The sequence below is a fragment of the Advenella kashmirensis WT001 genome (genome assembly GCF_000219915.2).
Classification (GTDB): Bacteria; Pseudomonadota; Gammaproteobacteria; order Burkholderiales; family Burkholderiaceae_B; genus Advenella; species Advenella kashmirensis.
This window is the reverse complement of the sequence record NC_017964.1, coordinates 480,183-497,492: the sequence shown is the minus strand read 5'-3', so window position 1 is coordinate 497,492 and position 17,310 is coordinate 480,183. Positions and strand designations below refer to the sequence as shown.

Annotated in this window: 18 protein-coding genes and 1 pseudogene; 12 read left to right on the top strand and 7 right to left on the bottom strand. The window is 54.7% G+C overall.

Annotated elements, in window-relative coordinates; genetic code table 11:
• Positions 1-215 precede the first annotated feature (215 nt).
• Together TKWG_RS02325 and TKWG_RS02320 are read right to left on the bottom strand one after the other, a co-directional pair.
• On the bottom strand, positions 216-1,232 hold the full coding sequence (locus tag TKWG_RS02325; RefSeq protein ID WP_014749279.1) for a tripartite tricarboxylate transporter substrate binding protein: 1,017 nt from the start codon (positions 1,230-1,232) through the stop codon (positions 216-218).
• 80 nt (positions 1,233-1,312) lie between these two features.
• Positions 1,313-1,519, bottom strand: coding sequence for a hypothetical protein (locus TKWG_RS02320; RefSeq protein ID WP_148274462.1), 207 nt, complete (start codon positions 1,517-1,519; stop codon positions 1,313-1,315).
• A 174-nt stretch (positions 1,520-1,693) separates the two neighbouring features.
• Here TKWG_RS02320 and TKWG_RS02315 point away from each other — a divergent pair, with 174 nt between their 5' ends.
• The 5 genes from TKWG_RS02315 (at position 1,694) to TKWG_RS02295 (ending at position 6,651) form a co-directional block, all read left to right on the top strand.
• On the top strand, positions 1,694-2,500 hold the full coding sequence (locus TKWG_RS02315; protein ID WP_014749277.1) for an IclR family transcriptional regulator: 807 nt from the start codon (positions 1,694-1,696) through the stop codon (positions 2,498-2,500).
• A 146-nt stretch (positions 2,501-2,646) separates the two neighbouring features.
• The gene (locus tag TKWG_RS02310; protein WP_014749276.1) at positions 2,647-4,215 is read left to right on the top strand and encodes a class I adenylate-forming enzyme family protein; all 1,569 of its coding nucleotides are present in this window, start codon (positions 2,647-2,649) and stop codon (positions 4,213-4,215) included.
• Between the two features lie 32 nt (positions 4,216-4,247).
• The gene (locus TKWG_RS02305; protein ID WP_014749275.1) at positions 4,248-5,201 is read left to right on the top strand and encodes an NAD(P)H-dependent flavin oxidoreductase; all 954 of its coding nucleotides are present in this window, start codon (positions 4,248-4,250) and stop codon (positions 5,199-5,201) included.
• A gap of 31 nt (positions 5,202-5,232) precedes the next feature.
• A complete protein-coding gene (locus TKWG_RS02300; protein ID WP_014749274.1) occupies positions 5,233-5,961 on the top strand; it encodes an SDR family oxidoreductase in 729 nt (242 codons plus the stop codon).
• A gap of 66 nt (positions 5,962-6,027) precedes the next feature.
• Positions 6,028-6,651 carry a 2-hydroxychromene-2-carboxylate isomerase gene (locus TKWG_RS02295; protein WP_014749273.1) on the top strand — a complete coding sequence of 208 codons (624 nt, stop codon included), beginning with the start codon at positions 6,028-6,030 and terminating at the stop codon, positions 6,649-6,651.
• A 366-nt stretch (positions 6,652-7,017) separates the two neighbouring features.
• Here the strand turns inward: TKWG_RS02295 and TKWG_RS02290 are convergent, their stop codons facing one another.
• Positions 7,018-7,992 (bottom strand): GlxA family transcriptional regulator, encoded by a 975-nt coding sequence (locus TKWG_RS02290; RefSeq protein WP_014749272.1) that lies wholly within the window; start codon positions 7,990-7,992, stop codon positions 7,018-7,020.
• 181 nt (positions 7,993-8,173) lie between these two features.
• On the opposite strand from TKWG_RS02290, the gene TKWG_RS24375 reads away from it, so the two are divergent.
• The 3 genes from TKWG_RS24375 to TKWG_RS02280 all read left to right on the top strand — a co-directional run bounded on the left by TKWG_RS24375 (position 8,174) and on the right by TKWG_RS02280 (position 9,588).
• On the top strand, positions 8,174-8,386 hold the full coding sequence (locus tag TKWG_RS24375) for a hypothetical protein (RefSeq protein WP_238534295.1): 213 nt from the start codon (positions 8,174-8,176) through the stop codon (positions 8,384-8,386).
• An 18-nt stretch (positions 8,387-8,404) separates the two neighbouring features.
• Positions 8,405-9,061, top strand: a complete 657-nt coding sequence (locus TKWG_RS02285) for an MBL fold metallo-hydrolase (protein WP_322786597.1) — start codon at positions 8,405-8,407, stop codon at positions 9,059-9,061.
• A gap of 242 nt (positions 9,062-9,303) precedes the next feature.
• Positions 9,304-9,588 carry a putative quinol monooxygenase gene (locus TKWG_RS02280; protein WP_014749271.1) on the top strand — a complete coding sequence of 95 codons (285 nt, stop codon included), beginning with the start codon at positions 9,304-9,306 and terminating at the stop codon, positions 9,586-9,588.
• A gap of 66 nt (positions 9,589-9,654) precedes the next feature.
• Here TKWG_RS02280 and TKWG_RS02275 read toward each other — a convergent pair whose 3' ends face one another.
• Together TKWG_RS02275 and TKWG_RS02270 are read right to left on the bottom strand one after the other, a co-directional pair.
• Positions 9,655-10,401 carry an anti-sigma factor family protein gene (locus tag TKWG_RS02275; protein ID WP_014749270.1) on the bottom strand — a complete coding sequence of 249 codons (747 nt, stop codon included), beginning with the start codon at positions 10,399-10,401 and terminating at the stop codon, positions 9,655-9,657.
• A pseudogene (locus tag TKWG_RS02270) lies at positions 10,398-10,891 on the bottom strand (sigma-70 family RNA polymerase sigma factor). Before TKWG_RS02270 ends, TKWG_RS02275 begins: the two are co-directional and overlap by 4 nt.
• 247 nt (positions 10,892-11,138) lie before the next feature.
• Here TKWG_RS02270 and TKWG_RS02265 point away from each other — a divergent pair.
• Both TKWG_RS02265 and TKWG_RS02260 read left to right on the top strand, forming a co-directional pair.
• Entirely contained in the window at positions 11,139-12,242 is a 1,104-nt protein-coding gene (locus TKWG_RS02265; RefSeq protein ID WP_014749269.1) for a catalase family peroxidase, read from the top strand.
• The gene (locus tag TKWG_RS02260) at positions 12,239-12,793 is read left to right on the top strand and encodes a cytochrome b (RefSeq protein WP_014749268.1); all 555 of its coding nucleotides are present in this window, start codon (positions 12,239-12,241) and stop codon (positions 12,791-12,793) included. The genes TKWG_RS02265 and TKWG_RS02260 overlap by 4 nt, the downstream gene beginning before the upstream one ends.
• Positions 12,794-12,797: 4 nt before the next feature.
• Here the strand turns inward: TKWG_RS02260 and TKWG_RS02255 are convergent, their stop codons facing one another.
• Entirely contained in the window at positions 12,798-15,209 is a 2,412-nt protein-coding gene (locus TKWG_RS02255) for a membrane-bound PQQ-dependent dehydrogenase, glucose/quinate/shikimate family (RefSeq protein ID WP_014749267.1), read from the bottom strand.
• Positions 15,210-15,519: 310 nt separating this feature from the next.
• On the opposite strand from TKWG_RS02255, the gene parS reads away from it, so the two are divergent.
• Positions 15,520-15,978, top strand: coding sequence for a type II RES/Xre toxin-antitoxin system antitoxin (parS, locus tag TKWG_RS02250; protein WP_050981506.1), 459 nt, complete (start codon positions 15,520-15,522; stop codon positions 15,976-15,978).
• Positions 15,978-16,445 (top strand): RES family NAD+ phosphorylase, encoded by a 468-nt coding sequence (locus tag TKWG_RS02245; RefSeq protein WP_014749265.1) that lies wholly within the window; start codon positions 15,978-15,980, stop codon positions 16,443-16,445. The genes parS and TKWG_RS02245 overlap by 1 nt, the downstream gene beginning before the upstream one ends.
• Before the next feature lie 8 nt (positions 16,446-16,453).
• Here TKWG_RS02245 and TKWG_RS02240 read toward each other — a convergent pair whose 3' ends face one another.
• Positions 16,454-17,302 (bottom strand): amidohydrolase family protein, encoded by an 849-nt coding sequence (locus TKWG_RS02240; protein ID WP_014749264.1) that lies wholly within the window; start codon positions 17,300-17,302, stop codon positions 16,454-16,456.
• Positions 17,303-17,310 lie beyond the last annotated feature (8 nt).

Sequence of the window (17,310 nt, the reverse complement as noted above, 5' to 3'; positions counted from 1 at the left end):
TCGCTGAATATCCAGGAGTATGTGCGATACACCCCGAGCAGACAATTGACCTGAATGACAATATAAGATAAATTCAGGCCAATCCGTATCATAATCCGTACAAATGACCCGGTACCAAGGCAAGCGGCCCGCCAAGCTTCAGCAGCGCTGTCGCTGCTACCGAAGCCACCACCTGCTCGACACCCACTGCCGGTAAACAAACTGCAATCAATCCTTTATTGTGTGAGCTTTAAGCCCAGTTCTTCGATCAGTTTTTTCTCTTTCTGCATGCTGCTGACAGCAAACTGTTGAAAATCTTCTGAGCTTTTGTACTCCGGGGTCATGTCAAACTGCGCCAGTATCGTTTTGAATTCCTCGGTTTCCATGGCCAGCTTGAATGCCTCATGCAGTTTGCGCACGATAGCCGGGTCGGTTCCCTTTGGTGCCACCAGGCCCCAGGGCGAGGTTTGCACCATATCTATGCCCTTTTCCTTGAGCGTTGGAACGTCCGGAAAACGCGCCATGCGTTTGTCGCCCCAGACAGCCAGCAACCGCAATTTGCCAGCCTGTATCAATGGCACAAAGGCAGAGGTTTCGGCTGCGGCATCGATCTGCCCCGCCAGTAATGCCTGCAGCGATTCGCCCGAACCCTTGTAAGGAATATGATTCAGTTTGATCCCGACCTGCCGGGAAACTTTTTCCATGGTCAGATGATTAGTGGTCGCCACCCCTGGCGTGCTATAGGTCAACTTGCCAGGATGCGCTTTGGCGTGGGCAATCAAGTCATCCAAGGAGGTAAAAGGCGACGAAGCCGGCACAACAATGCCGAAGGCATACCCGGTAATACCGATGATATAAGTCAGATCAGTTGCCGGGTTCCAATTGACCTTCATGGTATAGGGCATGCGATAAACACTGGCAACAGCAACCGCCAGCGTATAACCATCGGGCTTGGCAGAATGAACTGTCTGTACCGCCAGCGTTCCTCCGGCGCCAGGACGATAATCAATAACTACCGGCTGCTTCAGCGACTCGGACACATGTTTTGCGAGCACGCGCATCGGGCCGTCGGTCGAGCCTCCCGCAGCGAATGGCAGCAGAATGCGAATTGGCCTGTCCGGATAACGGCTTGTATCCTCCTGCGCGGCTGCCAGCAGCGGGGCGGCGGCCAACAGTGCGCCGCAGACCGAGGATACAGCGATCTTGCAAAAATACTGGTTCAGATGATTGATTTTTCGTTTTAATAAATTCATGCATGTCTCCTTTGCATTCAGGGTTATCGAACAGGGTTACGCATCTGTCCCGATGTTCCGCCGGAACAGAATTTTCTGGATTAAAGAATATTGAGTGATTGCTCAGCTTTTGCGATCAGTTCGGGCTGCTTCGGCTTTTCGGCCGCGCTATGTGAGCATTGCTTATCGGTCAGCGCTGCCGGAGCCTGGGCCGGCAATAAATATAGTGCAAGGTGATGGTCCTTATCTTCGGATCGGTGTTCAATCAGGCGGCAGGCACCATGAGGCAGCCGTAATTGATCTGTCATGCCAATATCGCAGTGCATTTGTATACCCTCTTGCGCAACTGCCGCATCCACTATCGTGCACCCGGTCATCGCACATTCGTATGTCTGTTCTTGCTGCGTATTCTGTACTATTATTGTTGCTCGTTACAGCACGAAAACCGCTATGCAGTATTAATTGCAATCCGAGGAGCCGTTATGACAGATGAAAACCCAGATAACCAGCCTACTAGCGGTGACCGCCATTTTGTTACGGCGCTGGCCCGGGGACTGGCTATTCTCAAATGCTTCCGCTCCGGTGAAGAGCTTTTGGGCAACCAGGAACTGGCGCTGCGTTGCGATTTGCCCAAGTCAACCATTACCCGGCTGACCTATACGCTGGCAAAACTGGGCTACCTTCACAAAACCGGCCAGCAGCCCAGGTATCGGCTGGGTATGAAGACACTGACACTGGGCGGAACCACGCTGGCCCGCTTGAATGTCAAACAGATCAGCCAGTCACTAATGCGTCTGCTGTCGGAGGAAACCGAGAGTCTTATTTCACTTGGCATTCGCGACGATATGAGCATGCATTACATTGAGAGCTACCGTGGCAACGCGCTGATTACGCTTAACCTGGGCATCGGCTCTCGCATTCCGATCGCGCCAACTGCCATGGGCAAGGCCTATCTGGCCGTGGTCGATGCCGCAGAACGCCGCACGCTGGAGGATCGGATACGGTCATTTGACACCTTCTCCTGGCCACGGCTGAAACAAGGCATTGAGCAAGGCCGACAAGACTTTTTAACCCTGGGATGCGTTCGTTCTTTTGGCGACTGGCACAAGGAAATCAATGGTCTGGCCGTACCGCTCTCGTTCTCTAATGGGCTTCCTGTCATGGTGCTCAGCTCGGCCGGGCCTGCCAGTCACATGACAGCGGACCGGTTAATGCGCCAGGTCAAGCCCAAACTGTTGGCCACCGCGGCAGAGATTGTACGCAGGGTTGATGCCGACTCGGGCTCATAGACAGGCAAAAGCGACCCGCCCGGCACCCAATACTGCATTGCAGTTTTGCATTACAGCATTTTCGCTTTTCAATATTGCCGGCTAATCCGGATTTGCTCTACCATGGCTTCACAACCAGTACAAAAATTGAAAAGTGGAGGCCGTTTGTGAGCTGGAGACCTGAAGCCGGGCAACTGAGTCGTATTCATCAGATCGCGGACGCCTGGGCTGCGCGCAGTCCCCAGGCGATCGCATTGCGCGATGGCCTGATCAGCATTGATTATGAAACGCTCTCCGAGCTGTCTGCGCGTCTGGCAGACCAACTTGGGCACATGGGTGTACGGGCCGGGGATCGGGTTCTGATCATCGGCGAAAACTGTGTTGCCGCATGCGTTATCATGCTGGCAGTCAGCCGCCTGGATGCCTGGTTCAGTTTTGTCAACGCCAGGCTCTCGCCCCGGGAGATAGACGGGTTTATTGAGCATGCAACGCCGCGCCTCACGCTTTACACATGCCAGGTTTCGGAGAACGCGCTCGAACATGCCATTCGTCATAAGGCAGCACCACTGGCATTTGCGGCATTGGGGGATATTTACACTGGCTTGCCCAACGAAGCGAGCGTGCCAGAGCCAGCATCGCCCGATCCCGCCGAGCAAGTGGCCGCCATGGTTTACACCTCTGGCACCTCCGGTTCACCCAAAGGCGTGATGCTCACGCATGCCAATGTACTGTTCATCGCCAACCAGGCATGCACCTCCAGACGCATGCAGCCCGGTGACGTGCTGTATGGTGTGCTGCCCATGGCCCATGTCGTGGGACTGGTCACACAGTTTCTGGGGGCTATTCTGGGCGGTGCCACCGTAGTGCTGGAACCCCGGTTTTCTGCGCGGCAGGCATTGTCGGTCATCGCAAACGAAAAAATTACCTTATTCGTGGGCGTACCAGCCATGTTCGCGCGGCTGCTGGAACAAGCCCAGACGCAAACGCTGCCCATACGCTGCCCCGCCTTGCGGTTCATCGGCACCTCGGGGTCGCCGTTAACGCCCAAGTTGAAGAAAGAAATTGAACAGATGTTCGGCCTGCCGTTGAACAATGGCTATGGTCTGAGCGAGACCGCCCCAACGGTGGCCCAGACAAGAATCGATCAACCCAGGACAGACTGTTCTGTTGGCTTTCCAATCCCTGGTATTGAGATCAGCATTGTCGATACGACCGGCAAACCGGTAGAAAAAGGCAATGTGGGCATGCTGCGTGTACGCGGTCCCAATGTCATGAAAGGCTATTACCGTAACGAAGCATTGACGCGCGAGGTGCTGTCGCCCGATGGCTGGTTCAGTACCGGAGACCTGGTGCGACAGGACGAGGATGGTGCGTTGCATATTGCAGGACGAAGCAAGGAACTGATTATTCGCTCGGGCTTTAATGTGTATCCGCTGGAAGTAGAACAGGTCATTAACAGCCACCCTGCCGTCATCCATAGTGCAGTGGTTGGAAGAACGGTGGAGCATAACGAAGAGGTCGTGGCCTTTATTGAGCTGAACCGCCCGGAGCAGCCTGATGACCAGAGCGACTTTCGCAGCTATCTGCGGGAACGGCTGTCGCCCTACAAGTTGCCTACCGAGATCCGGTTTCTCTTTCCGTTGCCCACTGCCCCCACAGGGAAGATATTGAAAAATGTCCTCAAGCAATTAGCAGCATGCGCCGACAATGGGCAGCATGCAGCCTCCCCGAACTAACTGCCTATGCCCTCTTTTACCGAGACACATTTATGACATTACCCGCAGCTTTACGCGAGAACCTTTCCCTGCCTGTGATCGGTTCGCCGCTATTTATCATTTCCAATCCGGCGCTTGTTATTGCACAGTGCCTGTCAGGCATTATCGGCTCCATGCCCGCACTGAATGCACGCCCCATGGAAAAGCTCGATGAATGGCTGGCGCAAATCACGACCACACTGGACAAGGCGCGTGCAACTTCGCCGGAAAAGCGGATTGCGCCATTTGCGATCAACCAGATTATTCACTCATCCAATGACCGGCTCGACCACGATATGGATGCTTGCGTCCGTTATCGCGTACCGCTGGTCATTACCAGTCTTTCTGCCCCTACGGATTTTGTCAAACCGATACAGTCATATGGCGGCCTGGTGTTCCATGACGTCACCAATATCCGGCATGCACACAAAGCCCTGGAAGCGGGCGTGGACGGCTTGATCCTGGTGTGCGCCGGCGCCGGCGGCCATGCCGGCACCTTAAGTCCCTTTGCGCTTATCAGTGAAGTCAGACAGTTTTTCGACGGGCCGATTGCCCTGTCAGGAGCGATCACCTCGGGCGCGCACATTGCAGCGGCACGCGCCATGGGCGCAGATCTGGCCTATATGGGAACGCGCTTCATCGCCACCGAAGAGGCCAATGCCTCTGCACAATACAAGCAAATGCTGGTCGACAGCGATGCCTCGGAAATCGTGTATACGCCGTTATTTACCGGCGTGCATGGCAACTACCTGGCCCGTAGCATTACCGCATCGGGCCTGGATGCGAAAAACCTCCCTGATGCGGATAAAAGCAGCATGAACTTTGGCTCACGCCGTGTCAAACCATGGAAAGACATCTGGGGCGCAGGCCAGGGCGTTGGCAATATACGATCAGTTATGCCTGCCAGCGAGCTTATTGCACAACTGGACAGAGAATATCGCGGCGCACTGGCGCAACTGCGACATTAACCAATAACGAGAAATCATAGGAGTCAATATAATGAATGAAAAAAAGGCAATCCTGGTCGTGGGCGCCGGAGATGCTACCGGGAGCGCTATTGCCCGGCGCTTTGCGCGTGAAGGCTATATCGCCTGCATGACACGCCGCAATGCCGACAAGCTGGAGCCGTTGGTAAAACAGATTATCGATGACGGTGGCCAGGCGCATGGCTTTGGCAGTGATGCGCGAAAGGAGGATCAGATGATTGAGCTGGTCCAGCATATCGAGAACACGATCGCGCCGATTGAAGTGGCGGTGTTCAATATTGGCGCCAACGTTCAATTTAGCATTACCGATACCACGGCCCGCGTCTATTCAAAGGTCTGGGAGATGGCGTGCTTTGCAGGCTTTTTGATGGGACGCGAAGTGACCAAAGCCATGTTGCCGCGCGAACGGGGTACGATTATTTTCACCGGAGCAACGGCAAGCCTGAGAGGACGGGCCAATTACGCCGCCTTTGCCAGCGCCAAGCACGGCCTGCGGGCACTGGCGCAAAGCATGGCGCGAGAACTCTGGCCCAAGGGCATTCACGTGGCACATCCGATTATCGACGGCGCGATCGATACCCAGTTTATCCGCGAGACCTTCCCGCAGCGTTATGCATTAAAAGATCAGGAAGGCATTGTGGACCCGGAAAGCATTGCGGAAACGTATTGGCAGATTCATCAGCAGCCGCGCAACGCCTGGACACATGAAACGCAATTGCGTCCATGGATGGAAACCTGGTGAATATGGTCGCACGTTCGCGTGCGATATGGTTTCCGAATTGATCATTCCTGAATAAAGGCCTTTTCCATGCAAACCCCTTCAATTGATTTTCTTTTCGATTTTGGAAGTCCAAACGCTTACTTTTGCCATAAAGTGATTCCCGATATTGAAGCACGAACGGGAAAGACATTTCGTTATGTGCCGATTTTGCTGGGCGGACTGTTCAAGCTGACCAACAACCAGTCTCCGGCCAATGCCTTCGCGCATATAGCCAACAAGCGAGCCTATGACGCACTGGAAGTGGAGCGTTTCATCAAAAAACATAAGCTGGACCAGTACCGCAGAAATCCCTATTGGCCGGTTAATACGCTCAAAATCATGCGCGGCGCCATTGCCGCAGAAAAACTGGGTATATTCGATGCCTATGTTGATGCTGTTTTTTCCTGCATGTGGGAGCTGGAGCTGGATATGTCCGATACCGATACCATCCTGCGCGCGCTTGAACAGGCCGGACTTGATGGCGCAGCGATCATGGACCTGTCCCAGCAAAGCGATATCAAACAGCGCCTGATCGACAATACGCAACAGGCGTGCGATCGTGGTGCTTTTGGTTCGCCCACCTTTTTCGTGGGCGATGAGATTTACTTCGGAAAAGACCGATTGGCGCAGGTGGAAGAAAAAATCAATGAATACGCTGCAACCACACGATAAGCCACCGGCGCTTCGGCCAAGCCTATACGACCAATGCAGTCAGTCAATGACCCGCTGATAATCCAGCCATACCTGCGCGAGCAAGCTCCATGTTTTGCAAAAATTACACAGATAGTGCAATGGCGAGGTGCCTGATCTGAAGATAAGCTATTTGCGCTCTCGGTGATTTTATATATTATAGCCATATGGTCATTTTTTACGGGGTCGCTATGAAATCGGTTACCGTTGTTGGCCGTGCTGGTAACAGACAATGAGCGGGAATTCTCGCGCGTACCCAACCTGCAGATAGAGAACTGGCTGGTACGATGATGCTGCTTCGACGAAACAAAACTGCCCCGGATATCACCTGGCATCGCTAAAACCCAACTACGCCAGCACCGCCTCGCCCGCTGTTTTGCAAAAATTGCGCCGATAGTTCGATGGCGAAGTACCCAGTTGGGCGGCAAATTGCTGACGCAGGGCCAGCGTTGTCCCAAAGCCGGCTTCTGCTGTGATGCGTTCAATAGACAAATCTGTGGTTTCCAGCAAATGCTGCGCCCTGGCAACCCGCTCGGTATTGAGCCACCGATTGACGGTAGTGCCGGTTGCTTCCTTAAAGCGCCGGGTAAAGGTGCGCCGGCTCATGCTGGCCACGCTTGCCAGCGTATCCAGCGACAGCGGTTCATGCAGGTGCTCACGCGCCCATTCCAGCACGCCGGGCAAACGATTGCTATCGGCAAGCTTTGGCACCGGCCGCTCAATATACTGCGCCTGTCCGCCAGGCCGGTGCGGCGGCGTCACCAACAGCCGGGCGACATGATTGGTCGCTTCGTAGCCCTGATGCTCGCGTAGCAAATGCAGGCAGCAATCAATGGCGGCAACGGTACCGGCCGAGGTCACCACGTTGTCATCGGCCACATACAGTACGTCGGGGCGGAACAAAGTTTGCGGAAAACGCCGCGCAAATACGTCGCGCGCCACCCAATGCGTGGTCGCCTCCCGTCCATCGAGCAAGCCGGCATCCCCCAGCACGAATGCGCCCAGACACAAACCCACGATCAGCTTGCCGCTGGCGTGTGCCTGCCGCAATGCCGTGGTCAATTCCTCGGGTGCAGGCACTTGCGGGTCGCTCCAGGCGGGAACAATGATGATATCGGCCTGCTGCAATGCCTGCAGGCCCTCGGGCACCTCGATCATGACCCCCTGGTCTGTACGTATCTGGCCTGGTGTTTGAGCCACGTACTGTATCGTGAATTGAACCGAGCCTGACCCGTTATTGGCGCCCAGGACAAGACCGGGAACCGAAAGGTGAAAAAGGCTGACATCGTCAAAAGCCAGCACGGCTACGCGAATGTGAGACATAAATGAATCACCACTTAAATGAAGAATTGACCTGATTTTAACCTATATATTTATTCAGGCCATAAAATTAACCATCTTTTGGCCTGTTTTTATCTAATATTGTCATTCAGGCCACTTTAACGAAATGCCTGTGGGGCACACAATAGAGGCTCACTAATCACTCATTCATTGGAGTAGCCATATGTCTATGAAAACCGTCATCAGCTCCCTGGCGCTGGCCCTGAGCCTGACCACCGGCGCTGCATTTGCCCAAACCCAGGCGACCACTGCCGCCCCCACCACAGAACAAGTGCAGTTGCAGCAGATTCGCAACGCCACGGTAAAAATCACGTACGCCGACACCACTTTTCTGATCGACCCGATGCTGGCCAAAAAAGGCACCTACCGGGTTTGAAGGACCTACCGCAGCAAATTGCGCAATCCGCTGGTCGAACTGCCAATGTCCGAGAAGGATGTTATTGCCGGCGTTGACGCAGTCATCATCACCCACACCCACCTGGATCACTGGGATGAGGCCGCCCAGAAACTGCTGCCCAAAAACATCCCGCTGTTTGCCCAGAATCAGGCCGATGCAACAATGATTCGCGAACAGGGTTTCACCAACGTGCGCGTTCTGTCCGATAAGGCCGAGTTCGGTGGCGTGACTATTAGCAAAACCGGCGGCCAGCATGGCACCGATAAAATGTACGCCGTGCCCGAAGTGGCCAAAGCCCTTGGCCCAGCCATGGGCGTCGTGTTCCAGGCGCCTGGTCACAAAACTCTATATCTTGTGGGCGACACCATCTGGCGTGACGAAGTGGACCAGGCACTGGCCCAGTACGATCCACAAGTTATCGTGATCAATGCCGGCTATGCCATGATGGACGGCTTTGAAGGTTCCATTATCATGGGCAAGGAAGACGTGCTGCGCGCTGCGCAGGCAGCGCCTGGTGCGACGATTGTTGCCACACATATGGATGCCATCAATCACATGGCCCAGACTCGTAAAGAACTCAGGGAATATGTGAAGGAAAAAGGCATACAGGACCGCGTGCATGTTCCCGAAGACGGCGCAACCGTACAGTTCTGATGATACGAAGCGGCTGCACTGGAAGTTACAGGCAGCCCTCGTCAAATTGCCTATTTCCTGATTGGCCTGATTTTTCTTTAAAGAACGATTAAGCAATAATTCTTATGATCTCTTACACCTGTACCGTACCTGTTGATTTGACTGGCTTACAGAGCCACTGAATCGACAAAACACGATAAAATCAGCGCTACTTCAGCCTGCCGGATACGGCGGGCTTTGCCTTGTGATCAATCGGAGGACATATGATCAGACTGAGTGGAAAACTAATCTGCAAGAACCTTGAAGAGTCTGAATCAGTCATTCGTTTACTTCCTGAACACATCAGATTGACCAGCAATGAACCCGGTTGCGTGGCCTTTGATGTAAAAGGCACCGCTGATCCATTGGTATGGGCGGTTGAGGAATTGTTTGTAGATCGCAAAAGCTTTGAAACCCATCAGGAACGAACAAAAAGTTCAAGATGGGGTATTGAAACCGCCGCCATTCTCAGGCAATACGAGATAACGAAAGTTGCCTCGGGACAGTAACGCGTCCCAAGGCGAACATGGGTTATTTCTGACCGCTAGCTTTGTCGGTTTCGCAGCAACCGGTGATCAGCCCGTACCGCTCATGACAATCGCATTACTGCTGACCAAAGCGTAATTGTAGCCATGGTCGGACCAGTAACGGGTAAGCAGCGGCCCTTCCTGCCTTTGTCCCTTTGGAAGCAGCTTGTTGCCCGGGCCGGGCGGACGGATATAGAATCCGGTCTGCTGCCCTGCATCGTTCTTATACATGATGACGGCAGCAGGCCCCTGCTCGGTCACGAGCATGCGAGCGTAAACAGGATGAAATCCATTGGCTGTCAGGTCCGGCAGGCGTTGCGCATTTGAAAAATTCGCGGTCACCCATTGCTGTAAATCCGTCTCTGCAGCCAATGCATCGGCGCGCAAAGCAGGATTGCCGGCAAACACACGGTATGCAGCAATGGCATCCTGCATGGGCAGCGGACGATCCGCCAGACTCGATTGCGCAGTCGGCCCGGAGTTGAGCTGCCATCCGGAAAGCCCCCCGATACAAAGAGCGACGAGAACGCTGGCCGCCAGTTTCCAGCGCGCGCTTGAGCGTTCTTTCAGGCGCATGCGAATCGCCACCGGGTCCAGCGCAGGATTGAGCGGCGCCTCGGCAGTATGCAATGCCGCCCGCAATTGCGCTGCATCCTTGCGCCAGGCATCCAGTTTGCGCGCCTCTTGCGGGTGAGCAGCAAGATAGCGGTTCATCATTTCTTGCTCTTGCGCGTTCAATCGCCCGTCCACATAAGCGTGCCGCATCATATCGTTAATATGTAGATCGTCATTCATTTCAGTATCCTCAGATGGCCTCTGGATTCACCGTCACAGGCATCACGCAACGCGCCGCGCGCCCTGGACAGGCGGGACATGATGGTGCCCAGCGGCACATCAAACATATCGGCTACCGCCTTGTAGCTGAGCCCGTCCACGCTGATCAGCCATAACAGGTCCGCTGCGCCTCGGGCAATTGTTCGAACGCTTGCAGCGAAGCACGCGCCTGCACATGACGCTCGGTCGAAGGTGCATCATCGGTTTTGCGAAACCACTCCAATAAGCGTGCGTAGCGACTGGCGTGGCGCTTGGTATCTATGAACTGCCGATACAAAATGGAAAACAGCCAGGCGCGTAAATCTCCGTCCGGTCTGCGCGTATGCTGGTATTTAAGGGCACGCTCTATGCTTGCCTGCACCAGATCGTCTGCTGTGCTCGGATCTTTGCTCAGCCACAGCGCAAAGCGGTAAAGCCGCGGCAACATCTCGCGCAACGTCGCATCGGACATGTCATCGGCGCCATCACCGTTGCCTTCGATGTCCGGCATCAGCGGTAAATCCTCTGAGCTGGGATCATATTGCCTGTCCTTTTGGTTGAAAATTCGTTGCTTGTTCATATTCTGCCCGGAGTGATTGCAAACAATGCAAGGCTTCTGTATGACGCTTGTGGTTCGATATTATTCCATTTTGGAATAAAAAAAATATGCAGCCGTCTATACCCACATGTGCAACAGGCCGCCAGGCCAGGGAAGTACGATGCTGGAAAAGAACGAAACCCGCCCGTCCGGATTAACTGCCGGGCAAAAACTCATCCGATTTACCGTCATCGGTGCCGCCGTGCTGGGCCTTGGCGCCGCCTTTGGCTATACAGGCGGCTGGCTCGCCCCGCAACGCCTGACGGCCGATCGCATTGCCAATACATTCGAACCAGGCGGCAAAAGTCACCCTGGTTTCCGTCGCAATCACGCCAAAGGGATTTGCGTGACCGGCCACTTTGAGAGCAGTGGCGCTGCACAGACGCTATCGAGCACGCCAATGTTCTCGCCTGACGCTTCGATCCCGCTGGTTGGGCGCCTGGCGCTACCGGGACCCAACCCCTATGCCCCCGACTCCAGTGTGCCGATCCGCAGCTTCGCCCTGCGCTTCTCCATGCCCGATGGCCAGCAGTGGCGCACCGCCATGAATAGCATGCCGGTTTTCCCGGTTGCGACACCGCAAAGTTTCTACGAACAACAGCTGGCCAGTGCTCCCGATCCAAAAACAGGTAAACCGGATCCGGCCAGAATCAAGGCCTTTTTTGCCTCCCATCCTGAAACGGCGCAGTTCCGCAAGTGGGTCAAGACAGCGCGCCCATCGGCCAGCTTTGCCACTGAAGCCTACTACAGCCTAAATGCATTTGTGTTTACTAATAATGAAGGCGTCCGGCAGAACGTGCGCTGGCGCGTGGTGCCGCTGGGCACGCCCGCAGCGGACGATGCCACACCCGAACATGACCAGAACTATCTGGATATGGATTTGGTTCAGCGATTGTCAGAAGGACCCTTGCGCTGGCGCCTGATTGTAACGGTTGCCGATCCCGGCGACCCAAGCAACGACGCCACGAAACCGTGGCCGGATTCACGCAGACAGGTAGAGGCTGGGACTATTGTGATTGAAAAAAGCCAGGCCCAGGATCACGGACCTTGCCGCGATATCAACTTCGATCCTACCGTACTGCCACAAGGCATGGCCATCTCGGACGATCCCCTGCTGCCGGCGCGATCCTCCGTTTATGCCGCCTCGGTCGACCGGCGAACCCGCGAAGGCCTGAGCCGCCCCTCCCCGTCCTCTTCTGCCGCCTCATCGGAGCACTCAAAATGAATCATTCTATTGATAAAACACAGGAAGCGAGTTTCAGTCTGCCCGCCAGAGTGCTGCATTGGTTAATGGCCGCTGGGATCCTGGCGATGCTGTTTATCGGAGTGGGTATGGTCGCCTCGGTGTCCGAGCGACACAACTGGTTGCTGGCCATTCATAAGCCATTGGGCGCCGCGCTGCTGTTGCTCGTGTGTATCCGGCTTATCGTGCGCCTGACCAAAGGCACACCGCCATTGCCGGCTGACATGCCCGAATGGCAAAAGCACGTCGCGCTGGCCTCGCATTGGCTGCTATATCTGCTCATGTTTGCCATGCCGCTTATCGGCTGGGCCATGGTCTCGGCCAGCGGCACGCCCGTGACCCTCATCGGCGCCTGGACCATCCCGGCCATTGCACCTGAAAACGCAGACGTATTCGCCGTGTTGCGCGCAGCCCATCGCTATTTGGCCTATTTACTGTTCGCAACGGTATTACTACACCAGGCAGCAGGGTTGTTCCACGGGTTGATCAGGCGCGATGGCGTGTTGAAGTCGATGGTCAGCAATCGCGCCTGAAATACTATTTTTTCAATCGGAACGCGACCACCGAATCGCCCTGCTGGGTGCCCAGCGAACCATGCCCGCCGGCTGCGATAATTACGTACTGATTATTATCCGATCCCATATAGGTGGACGGCGTGGCCTGGGCGCCGGCCGGCAGTTCAGTTTCCCAAAGCAGCTCGCCTGTATTGATGTCATACGCACGAAAGAAATTATCTGCCGTCGCGCCATGGAAAACAACGTCGCCAGCGGTTGTGAGCGGACCGCCGTGCGCCACCATGCCCATTGGGAAGCCAACGGGAAAGCGCATGGGCAGAAAGCTGGTCTTCAGGTTTTTAGTATTGCCGATGCGACGCATCCATGACGTTTTACCGGTGGTCAGGTCAACCCCGACCATACGACCCCATGGCGGTGCAATGCATGGGACACCAAGACTGGAGGCAAACTGCCGGATCTGGGTGGCATACGTACCTTCAAAATTCTCGTTCCAGTACGGCGTATCCTCCGGGGTGAACAGACGCTTGTCTGCCGTTTCGGGCGTACGCTTGATGAGGTTGTATTTGTAGGCCAGACGAACCGGAGCGCCGATCAGGATCTGACGCTCCGGGTCAATGGCGACCGAACCCCAGTTGAATGAACCGATATTGCCCGGGAAAATCAACGAACCGTTTTCGGTTGCCGGCGTCCATGGGTTGCCATCGTAGCGCAATGTGTTGAACTCGATGCGGCATGCCATCTGATCGAATGGGGTCATGCCCCACATTGATTTTTCAGTCAGCGGCTCGGGAATGAAGTTCAATGCCGAGACCGGCTGCGTTGGCGCGTAGGTCTCGCCTGTTACGCCCTGCGTCGAGACATCAACCTGTTTGATCGGATACACGGCCTGGCCGGTTAAACGGTTCAACACAAACAGATTTCCGACTTTGGTGGGCAACACGATCACAGGCTGCTTTTGTCCCTGGTAATCAATATCCAACAGTGAAGGCTGGGACGGATTATCACGATCCCATAAATCGTTGGCCGAAGACTGGAAGCGCCATTTGAACGCACCGGTTTTCAGGTCAAGGGCGACCAGCGCATCGCGAAACTTCTCGGTATTGCTGTTGGGGTCGCGCTGATCGCTCAGCAAGTCCGGAGAGGCGTTGCCGAAAGGCACATACACGATGCCATTCTTGGTATCTGCACTGAGCGTCGTCCAGGCCACAGGCGTGTCCTGAGGATAAACCTGACCTTGCGCAATGGGCTGGGTGTTGTCAGGATTGGCAGGATCAAAGTTCCAGACCAGTTGACCACTCACGACATCATATGCGCGGATCACACCGGAAGGATTACCCTTGTCATAGCCATTATCCATGACCGAGCCACCTACAATCACCAGATTGCCCGCCACCAGAGGCGCAGCGGTCTGCATATATGCATGAGGGCGGACTTCGCCCAAATTGGCATGAAGGTCCACTACGCCACCCTGGCCAAAGTCTGCGCAGAGCTTGCCGGTATCGGCATCCAGCGCAACCAGTTTGGCATCGGCCGTGGCGCTCAGAATGCGCTTGCTGCATGCAGCCGGACTCTGAGCTGGCGCGCCGGCGGTAGCCGGTTCAGCTGGCTGCGTGCCGCCAGCGGCCGCAACATCATTGCCTGCATAATAACTCACGCCCCGGCATGTCTGATGCTGCTGCAAATAGGAGCGATTTTTCTCAGGCGCATATTTCCATTTCACCTCGCCCGTTTCCGGGTTCAGCGCATGCACTTCATTATGCGCAGTGCATAAATATACTGTGTTGTTTACCTTCAACGGCGTGGCCTCAAAGGTATACTCGCTGGCGTCTTCGTCCTGACGCAGGTCGCCGGTCCGATAGGTCCAGGCCACTTCCAGATCGCCGACATTATCCTTGGTAATCTGCTTGAGCGCAGAAAACCGCAGGCCGTTATTCGTGCCGCCATAGGCTGTCCAGTCATTCTGCGCGACATCAACATCAGCGGCATTGCGATCAGTCGCCAAAGTACCGTGCTGCGGATACGGATCGTAAAACATCATGCCGATCACAAGCGCAATAGAGAAGAGGACGGTACCACCCAGGAACGGATGGAAAGAGCGAACCGCGCCTGGGTTCTGTTTCTGGAACAGCGGACGTACCACCCACGGCAGTGCGAGCCAGAGCCCAATCAGGCCGATAATATCGCCACGGGGAATCCACTGCCATTTATCAAAGCCGACTTCGTAAACAATCCACCCCATCACGATCCACATGATGACGGCATAGACAGACAAAGCGATAACGCGTTTCATGAACAGAAGAACCGCGGTAATCAGCAGGCCGACTGCCAGGATGGCGTAGAACGGCGAACCGCCTACCAGCCATAGCTTGCCGCCCATGTATAGCATCGCGAGTCCGACGAGCGCGATGACAATGCTCGTTAATTTATTAATCATGACAGTTCCTTACTGCGGGATATGTTTGGGCGCAATTAACGTTGAAAACCATGGTAATTCGGCAACGACTATTCGGGCGTGTTAATCCCGGAAAAATGCATATGTGATTTTATGTGATTATGATACTCCCACTATGACAATTGTGCTGGTGCAACAAGAATAAAGTTGAAAAGTATACTATTCAGAATAATGTCAGATAGTGTGGATGGGGCTTACTTGATGTATATGAATTCCAGGGGAACTGACAAAAATCATCCGCAGGTATATAATTCATTTGACACTATTAATATATTCAATTGAATAATCTATCATGAAAACTCACCGTACGCTTAGGGAAAACCAACAAATCCCTGCCCCACCATCCTTCTGGCGTCTGGCACATGTTCATGCCCGGATGAGCGAAGGGCAACGCATCCAGTCCATCACGGCCGGTTTGAGTGTATCTTGGGCCACCGCAGCTAAATCGACCTTCGGCATGTCATCCACAAGCATCGGGCGCTTGCTCAATCTATCACTGTCTACATATGAGCGCCGTAAAAAGGATGAAAAACCTCTGGACTCAGTCGCCTCAGAACGACTGGACCGGTTAGCTTCGATCGCGATCCTGGCCGAGAACGTTTTTGAAGACAAACAAAAAGCAACTCGCTGGCTGGCTGCGCCTAACGACGCTTTGGGCGGCAACAGTCCCGTGATGCAGTGCGAAACAGAAATAGGGGCGAAACAGGTTCGCCGCGTCCTGAACGCCCTCGAATGGGGTGGAGTGGTTTAATGCAGGCTTGGCGTGTCACAAAAGAAAAACGGGCAACCGATTTGTCCGGCCGCGGCGCGGCGATCGAAGGCGGTCGATGGAACGATATGGATGTGCCCGCGGTTTACATGGGCCTGTCACCGGCCATCTGTGCGCTTGAAACGTTCGTGCATGCCAGCGCCCGTCCAACATTTCCGTTGAAAATCACCTGCTTTGAACTGCCGGACGACGCGAGCTTATATCTGAAGGTCGAACCACAAGCATTACCTGTCGGATGGGCTTCTTTACCTGCCGACAGAGCCAGTATGTCGTTTGGAACACAGTGGCTGAAATCGGCAAGTCAATTAGGACTTATTGTCCCCTCGGTAGTGCTTCCCCTGGAACATAATATTGTGTTAAACCCGTTGCACCCAGCCATCTCCAACGTCAAGGTCTTGGATATCTATGATTTTTCCTATGATAAGCGGATGTTTGCGCAACGCGTTTAGGGCGGCAATCATCCTCGTCTGTTCACGCCCAGCAGCCGGCGCGCATTTTCCCCCATGATTTTTTTCCGGTTCGCTTCCCGTATCGGCAGCGTTTCAAACCATTCTTTATACCCTTTGATCGGACAAAACGGAAAGGAACTGGCGTAGAGCATCCGGTCTGCCAGAAAGCCGTCGGCTGCCTTCACATACTCTTCCCAGCCGGCCATTCGGGAGAAATACATATCCGGCGACAAATACACATTAGTGCGCCTAAAGGCGATGTGCAGTATTTGCGTCACCCAGGGCCAGCCGCCGTGGGCAAGTACCACTTTCAGATTGGGAAAATCGGCCAGCATGCGGTCGGTGGGAATCGGATCAGAGTAACTCAGGTCAGGACCCGCCGTGCCGCCGACCATCAGGATAATGGGAATCTGGCGATCTTCGCAATGGGCATAAATAGGGTACAGGCGTCGATCATCCGCGTACATGGGTATCGGATAGGCGCCAGGTTCGATATTGATCAGGCGAAAACCTGCCGCCATGGATTGGTCAATGCTGCGGCATGCTTCGATCCTGTTGGTCGGGTCAATGGAGGCCGCACCGATAAACCGGTTGCCGTGCGCTTGCATCAAGGCCAGCACATCGTCGTTGGAGATGCTGCCCAGCATGCCGGCCAGCCGGCCCACGACCACACCATGAGCCACCCCTGCCTCATCCATTTCCTCAAGGGTCATCTGCATGGACTGCTGCTGCGCCGCCGGTGACGGCTCAAAGCCAACCGTTCGGGTAAAGCCGTCGCGGCGTTCGCCCTGTGCGTACATGAGCGTAGACAAAAACTGTCCTGCCGGCGGCCTGAGCCGAAAATCAATAATACTCATCAATCCTT

Coding starts and splice junctions, on each gene's coding strand:
- TKWG_RS02325 (WP_014749279.1), bottom strand. CDS start 1,232: ATGAATTTATTAAAACGAAAAATCAATCATCTGAACCAGTATTTTTGC.
- TKWG_RS02295 (WP_014749273.1), top strand. CDS start 6,028: ATGCAAACCCCTTCAATTGATTTTCTTTTCGATTTTGGAAGTCCAAAC.
- TKWG_RS02305 (WP_014749275.1), top strand. CDS start 4,248: ATGACATTACCCGCAGCTTTACGCGAGAACCTTTCCCTGCCTGTGATC.
- TKWG_RS02260 (WP_014749268.1), top strand. CDS start 12,239: ATGAATCATTCTATTGATAAAACACAGGAAGCGAGTTTCAGTCTGCCC.
- parS (WP_050981506.1), top strand. CDS start 15,520: ATGAAAACTCACCGTACGCTTAGGGAAAACCAACAAATCCCTGCCCCA.
- TKWG_RS02245 (WP_014749265.1), top strand. CDS start 15,978: ATGCAGGCTTGGCGTGTCACAAAAGAAAAACGGGCAACCGATTTGTCC.
- TKWG_RS24375 (WP_238534295.1), top strand. CDS start 8,174: ATGTCTATGAAAACCGTCATCAGCTCCCTGGCGCTGGCCCTGAGCCTG.
- TKWG_RS02240 (WP_014749264.1), bottom strand. CDS start 17,302: ATGAGTATTATTGATTTTCGGCTCAGGCCGCCGGCAGGACAGTTTTTG.
- TKWG_RS02320 (WP_148274462.1), bottom strand. CDS start 1,519: ATGACAGATCAATTACGGCTGCCTCATGGTGCCTGCCGCCTGATTGAA.
- TKWG_RS02315 (WP_014749277.1), top strand. CDS start 1,694: ATGACAGATGAAAACCCAGATAACCAGCCTACTAGCGGTGACCGCCAT.
- TKWG_RS02275 (WP_014749270.1), bottom strand. CDS start 10,401: ATGAATGACGATCTACATATTAACGATATGATGCGGCACGCTTATGTG.
- TKWG_RS02265 (WP_014749269.1), top strand. CDS start 11,139: ATGCTGGAAAAGAACGAAACCCGCCCGTCCGGATTAACTGCCGGGCAA.
- TKWG_RS02300 (WP_014749274.1), top strand. CDS start 5,233: ATGAATGAAAAAAAGGCAATCCTGGTCGTGGGCGCCGGAGATGCTACC.
- TKWG_RS02255 (WP_014749267.1), bottom strand. CDS start 15,209: ATGATTAATAAATTAACGAGCATTGTCATCGCGCTCGTCGGACTCGCG.
- TKWG_RS02280 (WP_014749271.1), top strand. CDS start 9,304: ATGATCAGACTGAGTGGAAAACTAATCTGCAAGAACCTTGAAGAGTCT.
- TKWG_RS02290 (WP_014749272.1), bottom strand. CDS start 7,992: ATGTCTCACATTCGCGTAGCCGTGCTGGCTTTTGACGATGTCAGCCTT.